Origin of the sequence: uncultured Acetatifactor sp. (assembly GCF_948601915.1) — a bacterium.
In the GTDB taxonomy this organism is placed as follows: Bacteria; Bacillota; Clostridia; order Lachnospirales; family Lachnospiraceae; genus Acetatifactor.
This window is the reverse complement of sequence record NZ_CAPDXS010000048.1, coordinates 1-8,532: the sequence shown is the minus strand read 5'-3', so window position 1 is coordinate 8,532 and position 8,532 is coordinate 1. Positions and strand designations below refer to the sequence as shown.

The 8,532-nt window shown below is 56.3% G+C and carries 7 protein-coding genes; 2 read left to right on the top strand and 5 right to left on the bottom strand.

The window, feature by feature from the left end; all coding sequences use genetic code 11:
* Window positions 1-539 precede the first annotated feature (539 nt).
* Entirely contained in the window at window positions 540-959 is a 420-nt protein-coding gene (locus tag Q2B33_RS10145) for an Rrf2 family transcriptional regulator (protein ID WP_300564019.1), read from the top strand.
* A gap of 196 nt (window positions 960-1,155) precedes the next feature.
* Complete coding sequence (locus tag Q2B33_RS10140; protein WP_300898369.1) at window positions 1,156-3,363, top strand: AraC family transcriptional regulator; 2,208 nt, start codon at window positions 1,156-1,158, stop codon at window positions 3,361-3,363.
* A gap of 63 nt (window positions 3,364-3,426) precedes the next feature.
* Here the strand turns inward: Q2B33_RS10140 and Q2B33_RS10135 are convergent, their stop codons facing one another.
* The 5 genes from Q2B33_RS10135 to Q2B33_RS10115 form a co-directional block, all read right to left on the bottom strand.
* Window positions 3,427-3,705, bottom strand: a complete 279-nt coding sequence (locus tag Q2B33_RS10135) for a hypothetical protein (protein ID WP_296456015.1) — start codon at window positions 3,703-3,705, stop codon at window positions 3,427-3,429.
* A gap of 61 nt (window positions 3,706-3,766) precedes the next feature.
* Window positions 3,767-5,170, bottom strand: a complete 1,404-nt coding sequence (locus tag Q2B33_RS10130; protein WP_300564017.1) for a family 43 glycosylhydrolase — start codon at window positions 5,168-5,170, stop codon at window positions 3,767-3,769.
* 139 nt (window positions 5,171-5,309) lie between these two features.
* Complete coding sequence (locus Q2B33_RS10125) at window positions 5,310-6,227, bottom strand: carbohydrate ABC transporter permease (protein WP_300564015.1); 918 nt, start codon at window positions 6,225-6,227, stop codon at window positions 5,310-5,312.
* A gap of 13 nt (window positions 6,228-6,240) precedes the next feature.
* Window positions 6,241-7,176, bottom strand: coding sequence for a sugar ABC transporter permease (locus Q2B33_RS10120; protein WP_296456006.1), 936 nt, complete (start codon window positions 7,174-7,176; stop codon window positions 6,241-6,243).
* A gap of 126 nt (window positions 7,177-7,302) precedes the next feature.
* On the bottom strand, window positions 7,303-8,532 hold a 1,230-nt coding region (locus Q2B33_RS10115; RefSeq protein WP_300913980.1), incomplete at its 5' end, for a hypothetical protein.

The following is an 8,532-nucleotide window of genomic DNA, read 5'->3' as shown; positions in this document are numbered from 1 at the left end:
CACCCGGTCCTTCACGGAGCCCGCCGGGTTCAGGTATTCCAGCTTGGCCAGGATCCTGGCCTCCAGCCCCTCTTCCCTCTCGATGTGCGCCAGCTCCAGCAGCGGCGTCCTGCCGATCAGTTGGTCCGCGGATGTATAGATTTTTCCCATATTCCTGTCTCCTGTTCCGGCGGCATCATCCGCATCTGCGCCGTTTCCCGCCACGCATACGCCTGATGCCTGTTTATTCCTATCTTTTAAGTAGGTTAATGGAAGTATATAACAGAATCCGTATTTTGTCAATCGGCCCCAGACCATATTCGCCATATTCCCATTGATTTTCCCACTAACCATGTTGTATAATAGGTTTATGACTATAGGAAGCTGCTCCTGCTTCCTATTAGTAGGTTTATGACTATAGGAAGCCGCTCCTGCTTCCTATAGTAGGTTTATGACTATAGGAAGCTGCTCCTGCTTCCTATAGTAGGTTTATTGATTACAGGGGTCGCGAAGGGTTCAGACAAAAAAGCCCACGGACTGCGGAAAGGCATGGGATTGTTATGTTGGTTTCTACGAAAGGACGCTATTCTCTCCGGGTCATGATCGACCTGGCCGAGCAGCAGTCGGACAAGTATGTCCCGCTGAAGGAGATTGCCGGGCGGCAGGGGATTTCCGAGAAATACCTGGAGAGCATCATCAAGCTCCTGGTGAAGGGGAAGCTCCTCACAGGCCTGCGCGGAAAGGGCGGCGGCTATAAGCTCACCAAGGCCCCTGACCAGTACACTGTGGGCGACATCCTGCGCCTGACGGAGGAATCCCTGGCGCCGGTATCCTGCCTGGAGGAGGACGCCCCCTCCTGTCCCCGCAGGGATGCCTGCCGCACCCTGGCGCTGTGGCAGGGGCTGGACAGAGCGATTGGCGACTATCTGGACCGGATCACCCTGGCAGACCTGCTCCACCCGGAGGACGGGCAGCCGTGACACCGTCCCCCTCTGTCCGGACGCCGTCTTCCTGTTCTCTCTCCAGCTTCTTCTTGACTACGTTTCCGTCTCCAAGCATCCTGCTCTTGCGTTGCGCACCCGCTTCCCTTATAATAGTAATATAAAGGTATCAACACATATCGCTGCAGACAGAGTCATTTCATCGCCACGGAAAGGTTTGGAACTTACTATGAGAATGAAGCAGCCACTCCGCAAAGCTGCCGGGAATACATTACTGCGCTATTTTCTGTCCTATTTCATCATATTCAGCGTCCTGATCACAGGCTTTTTCTACATCATACGCACACAGCTCTCCAGGCTGTACCTGGACCAGCTCACCGCCCAGTCCATGGAGCGCCTGGGCAGCCTCACGGAGACCCTGCTGGATGAGATCATCTCCCTGGACGCCATCAACAACTCCATGCGCGGGAACATGAATATCATCACCGCACGCTACACCACCGACGAATGGCATCAGTACCAGGCCTACCACGGGCTCATGGGGTACACCACCGGGCAGCCCTATATCAATTCCATCGTCTACCTGAACAAGAACCGGAACCTGGTGACCTCCACCTATATCCGCACGGAATACGTGGACGGTGTCTTTCGCATGTACTCCCCCTCCGGCAGCATCTTTACCTTCGACCCGGCCCCCTATCAGGACGGCTACCGGAACCAGCTCCTGTATTTTAGGGATGGGGACGCGAAATACCTGATCTATTTCCCCGTGAGCACCACATACGCCAACCACATCACCTTTTTCGTGATCAATACCATGGAGATTTCACAGCTGTGCAGGAATACGGCCTCCTCCGAGATGCCCGCCATCGCCCTGACGGATCCTGACGGGAACATCATCGCCGGAACAGGCACGGACATGCTGCTGCCCTACCTGGATATCCTCTCCCACACGGACGGCATCTGCCCCGTGGACAACCAGACCTCCCTGTGCGTCAACAGGGACTTCGGGCAGGGATATGCCATGGTCTCCCTGATTTCCAACCAGGAGCTCTTGGACCGGGCCAGCACGGCATTCCGGACTGCCTACCTGGTGCTGTTTGGGCTGGGCATCGCCGGGCTGCTCCTAATCTGGCTGTCCATGCGCAGCACCTACCTGCCCCTGTACAAGCTCACCCGCAAAATCGTCCCCTCCCTGGACAGCCGCCGGAGCTATTTCGAGCAGCTGGACAAGAGCTTCGCGGAGTCCACCCTGAAGAACCGCAGGCTCCAGGAGAAGCTGGACAAGTACAAGCTTTCCGTCCAGAAGTCCCTCCTGGACACCATCGTCTCCTCCAACCAGCCGAACGGCCCCCAGGGGCTGCCGGACATAGACGGATTCTTCACCATGGATGAAGACAATAATATCTTCGCCATCAAGATGAAGTCCCCCAAAATGCCCTTCCCCTGGAGCAGAATCCTGGATTTCTTCTGGCATTCCCTGACCTCCGAGGATACCTGTGTCATTCTGGAATCCTCCAAGGATACTGCCGTATTGCTGCTGAACTATTCCGGCCCGGAGCCCCACAAGGAGGATGTCCTGCAGGAGCTTTTAGCCGACCTGCACAAGGAAAGCGGATACCTTTCCTCCATCAGCGCCAGCTCCTCCTCCCCTCTGGACATCCCCTCCCTCTACGAGCAGGCCGTCCAGGCCGCCGGGCTTTGGGACCGCATGCCTGTGGTGTCCTTCACGGAATCCGGCTCCCTGCTGGAGGCGGACCATGCCCTGGCCTACCCCTACGATTCCATGGGCAGGCTCTCCGCCTTCCTCCAGAGCGGCCAGTTCCGGGAGGCGGAGGCGGTGATAGAGGAACTCTTCCTCATCATAGACCGCTCCGAGTCCACTGTCCGGCAGATTCCCGACTTTTTCGCCCACTGCATCCTGATGGACCTGCTGGCCTCCATCGCCAATGCCATGGAGCACTCCGCCATCCGGTTCAAGTCCTACAGCGACCTGTATTTCCAGGCCCTCTACCATTGCCGCAGCTGCCCCTACCGGGAGAGCGCCGCCCTGATCAGGGAGGACATCGGAAATCTGCTGGATTTCTTCCGGGAACAGCAGACCTCCAAATCTGCCGACACCTATCAGTTGAAGGCCCTGATCGAAGCCAGCTTCACCGATCCGGACTTCTCCATCGCCCAGCTGGCGGACAAGTTCCATTTCAGCATCGCCTATATCAGTTATCTGGTGAAGAAAGAGGTGAATCAGAATTTCACGGATTATCTGTGGAAGCTTCGCCTGGACAGGGCAAAAGAACTGCTGCAGGACACAAATCAGTCCATCGATGAAATCAGTGTGGCGGTGGGCTATCTCAACACCTCCAGTTTCCGCCGGAAGTTCAAGCAGGATATGGGCATGACCCCTTCCCAGTATCGTGAGCAGGAGTCCCCGGCCCGGAAGTGATGCCCCGATAAGCGCCGCCATAACGCCGTTTCGGGGCAGCTGCATGTTCAAAAAGCCGATATATCATTTTTCCGTCATAAAGTTTGCGGTGCTCCATTTTCCCAGTCCGCTGCGGACACGGACATAATAGGTTCTGTCCCTGTTTAAGGGCGCACTGTCAAATTCTATGTACCGCTCCCTGGTGTCCCGGAGGAACAGGAGCCTCTGGAACTCCTCATCCGACGCCACCTGTACGGTGAACTGGTCATATTCCGCCGGGGCCCGCCAGGCAAAGACAGGCCGCAAGCAAGGTGCCCTTCCGTCCGGGGCCGCGTTCTTTATCCTTAACTCAAATCCATTCATCTTACTCTCTCCTCATATTATAAGTTCCGCATCCGCTCCGCCCAGTACCCAGGCATCAGCATTATGAAAACTCCAGCCAGTCCAGGTCGCAGAGCCACTCCCTGTCGAAGCGTTCCGAGCAGACCTTCAGGCACAGTTCATGCACCCCTGCCGCATTTTCCACCGCGCAGGAGAATGTCTTCCAGTTCCAGGGTCCGAAGCCTGCCGTGTCGCCAATCCGGCATCTGCCGATGCAGGGGCCGTCCTCGCCGTCGATGTGGAGTTCCAGAATGCAGCCTGTCCTGTGGCTGGCCGCACTGCATGTGAACCTGTTCTTCCCTTTCCCAAAGTCCAGGTATCTGAAATAGATACAGTCCCCATGGGTCAGACGGGTCAGGTATTCCCTGTGGATGCCGCGCTCCACATAATGGGCGGCGCGCACCCCTGTGTCCTTGCTGTTGCGCAGGGCCGCGTCCCTGGCCGTCCTGCGCCATCCGGTCACGGGCTCCTTCCAGTAGAAGCAGGCCACCTCCCGCTCCAGCCGGTCTCCGCCTCCGTGCCAGGCTGCCCACTTAAAATGGCAGGCCCGGTAGGCCTCCAGCCTGCGAGAGGCGTCGATTGGCCCTTCCACTCCCTGGGTGGTCATCTCCACCTCCGCGATGTCCCCATTTTCATCGAAATATACAGGCTCCATGCAGGCTTTCCTGCCTCCCATCTCCAGGGCGAAGCAGGCCTTGTGGTACAAAATGTACCACTGCCCGTGAAAGCAGACCAAAGAACCGTGATTGTTCCAGTTGGCCAGGTCACAGCCCGCATTGTCGATGATTACCCCCCTTTTCTCGAAAGGGCCAAGAGGAGACCTGCTCACCGCATAGCTCAGGCAGGTGGCGGCTCCTCTGTCCGTGTCACAGTAAATCAGATAATAGAGATTCCCTCTTTTGCGCAGGGAGCTGCCCTCATGGAAACCGTGCTCCTCCTCTGTCAGCAGCATGGTGCGGATGGTGTCCGGCTCCAGCTCCCGCATATTGTCTTTCAGCTTACAGCCCTTGAGATAGAACTGGCCCCAGTACAGATAAGCGCTGCCGTCATCGTCCACGAAGACGGCAGGATCCCCGCAGGAGGGGAATTCCGTCCCCTCAATGGGCACCGCGTCCAAAAAAGGCCCTTCCGGCCTGTCAGAGAAAGCCACGCACTGCTTTCCCGCCGCCGTGAAATAATAATAATATCTGCCGTCCTTCTCGATGCAGTCGCTGGCAGGCAGCGCCGCCACATCCTCGAAATCCACGGCCTGCCCGGCGTCAAAGCCCGGGACGTGCTCCTCCCAGTCCGTCAGATTCTTCGTGGACCAGACATGCTGCACCGGCCTGTCCCCGGGGCAGCCCACCAGCTCGTTGGTGGCGTACAGATACAGGGTATCCGGATCGTTCTTCCATACATGGGGCTCTCCGTCCGGCGCCGCATAGTGCAGCGGTAATATTGGGTTCATTGTCTTCCTCCTCGTATGTAGTTCCGCATCTTCCCCTCCAGTGCCCAGGTATCGGCTGGTACTGGACGGGGCAGGCTCTCTTCTTCCCTTTCGTCATGCCGCCTCAGCGGCGCTGACACATTTCATCCCTCTAAAAAGCTCATCCCTTGACAGACCCCACCATGACCCCCTTCACGAAATATTTCTGGATAAAGGGATAGATGCACAGCACCGGCACGGTGGACACGATAATCACGCTATATTTCAATGTCTGGGCCAGGTGGGTCTTCAGCTCCACGGTAGCGGTGTCCATCCCCGACAGGTTGTTCAGCGTCAGCTTGGTGGACATCAGCATGTCCCTCAGGAAGGACTGCAGCGGCATCAGATCCTCCTTGTACAGATAGATCAGGGCTGTGTAGAAATCATTCCAGTGCCCCACCGCGTAGTACAGCCCCACCACCGCTATGATGGGCTTGGACAGGGGCAGCACCACCCGCATCAGATACTGGAAGGAATTGGCTCCGTCCAGGGTGGCCGCCTCCTGCAGGGAAGCCGGGATGCTGTTCATGAAATAGGTCCGGGTGATGATGATATTGTAGATGGACACCGCCCCCGGTATGATCATGGCCCAGCGGGTGTCCACCAGCCCCAGCCCGCTCACCACCAGGTAGGTGGGGATCAGCCCGCCGCCGAAGTACATGGTCAGCATGAACAGGAACATGAAGAAATGCCTGGGCATGAAGTCCTTCCTGGACAGCGGATAGGCGCCGCACACTGTCATCACCAGGTTCACCAGCGTACCCACCACCGTATAGAAAAGGGTATTCCTGTAACCGACCCAGATCCGCTCATATTCCAGCAGCGTCTCATAGGAAATCAGAGTAAACCCTTTGGGCCATAGGACCACCTCCCCCATCCACACCTGGTTCGGATTGCTGAAAGAGGCGATTACCACGAACCACAGCGGCCATACGAAGATCACCAGCAGAATTACCATGACCAGGAGGTTCACAATGTCGAATATCTTGTCCGAATAAGAGCGTTTGATCTGCCTGTTTTCTGAATTTTTCCGTTTCATATGTACCTCCCTCCTAGAACAGGCTCTCGCCTGCGAACCTCTTGCTCAGCTGGTTGGCAGCCACCACCAGCCCAAGGTTGATCAGCGAGTTGAACAGGCCTACCGCCGTGGAATAGCCGTAGTCGCTGTTGATCAGGCCCACCTCGTAGACATAGGTGGAGATGACAGAAGCCGCGCTCTTGTTCAGGGTATTCTGGAGCAGGTAGACTTTTTCGAATCCCACGTTCATGATGGAGCCCATCTGCAGGATCAACAGCATCAGTATGGTGGGCTTGATGGAGGGCAGATCCACATGGATCATCCTCTGGATCTTGGTGGCGCCGTCCACGATGGCCGCCTCGTGCATCTCATAGTCCACCCCGGCCAGGGCGGAGATATAGATGATGGAGCTCCAGCCCATGCCCTGCCAGACCCCTGTCCACACGTAGATGGACTTGAACCACTCCGGCTTCGCCAGGAAATTCACCGATTCCAGGCCGAAGAACCCCCTGATCACGTTCAGGATGCCGGTGTCCGGGGCCATGAAGATGGTGATCATGCCGCAGATGACCACGGTGGAGATGAAGTAGGGCGCGTAGGACACCATCTGCACCACCTTTTTCAGCCTGTTGTGGGTGAGGTAATTGAGCATCAGGGCAAAGACGATGGGAATGGGAAAGCCGATGATCAGGCTGTATACGCTGATTCCCACGGTATTGCCGATGAGCTGCTTGAAGTTGTAGGCACTGAAGAACCGCCTGAAATGATCCAGTCCCACCCAGGGGCTGCCCATGATTCCCTGCTTGACCTTATAGTTCTTGAAAGCCAGCAGGATGCCGTACATGGGCGTATAGGCGAAGACGATGTAATAGACCACCACCGGCGCGATCATGACGTACAGAATCCAGTTCTTCTTCATGTTCTTCAGCAGCCGGATTCCAAGGGATTCCTTCTTTTTCTGTATTTCCATGAATTCTTATCGCTCCTTTTCTCCGGAAAGCAGATTTTCACTGTAAAACGCCTCCCGGCGCAAATCCGAAACGGCGGAGAAGTGATATCGCTACCAGTTCTCCGCCGTCAGGGTCATCGAAACATCCTACTTCGCTATAGCTGCATCATATACTTCCTGATAGATTTCAAACATGCGGTCCATCCCCATGGCCTTCAGGGTCTCGATATACTCGTCCCAGCTGTCCTCCAGCGTGGTCTCCCCGGTAGCCACCTTCGCCATGTATTCCGTGATGTAGCTGTCGATGTCGGTCTTAATCACGGAAAGCTCCGCATTCTGCTCCTCCGTGAAGACCAGGTTGGGCAGAGGTACTACGCCGTGAGCCCATACCTTCCTCGCCTGCTGCCCCAGATACGCTTCATCCGGGTCGATGCTGGGCGACATCTGCGTCGACCATGCCTCAGGCTCTACAGAGGGATGGGTCTGGGCTCCCTGGATTGTAGAGCTTGCGCGCACTGTGCTGATATCATCGCCGTGGCCATTGCCCAAAATCCATTCCCATTCCCCATCGCTGTTGTACTGATAGGTCTCTCCTTCCACGCCCATCCAAGCCAGTCTGCCACCCTCTTCCGTATAGAATGTGTCGAGCCAGGCAACCACTACCTCGGGATGTTCGCAAGCATCCGTGATGGCCGCACCGCCTTTGCTGATGCCAGGGCTTAGCTGTAGGCAGTCATCCCAGGGTGTCAGCGCGATGTAATCCTCGTCACGGTCCCGGCCCACAGTGAGGAAGGCGCCTGCGTCAAAGAAGGAGCCCAGCACATCCCCGGACTGTCCTGTGGGAGCCTGCTGCTCATGGGGCTGGGTGAAGGAATTGGGATCCATCAGCCCGTCCTGGTAAAGTCTGGTGACGAAGGCCAGGAATTCTTTGTATTCTTCCGTAGCAGGTACATAAGCCAGTTTCCCGTCGATGATTCCCAGCTTCTCCCATGCGGAATAGGGGAAGCTCTGGTACTGCATCAGCATAAGCGGATTGCAGAAAGTATTGCAGAACAGGGGAATCTCATCATTGGGGTCGCCGTTCCCGTTGGCATCCTGCTCTTTGAAGGCCTTCAGTACATCGTAGAGCTCCTCATAGCTTGTAGGCTCCTTCAGGTTCAGGTTGTTCATCCACTTTTGGTTAATCCAAAAATACGGATTGGAAGCACCCTGGCTTCCCACATGGGGGAAGGAATATACATGGCCGTCAGAAGCCGTGATATACTGCCATCCATCCCTTTCGTCCAGCAGCGCCGTCAGGTTGGGGGCATACTGTCTCATCAAATCCTCTAGCGGAATTATCACGCCCTGCATGCCGTATTTATCTGCATCTATATA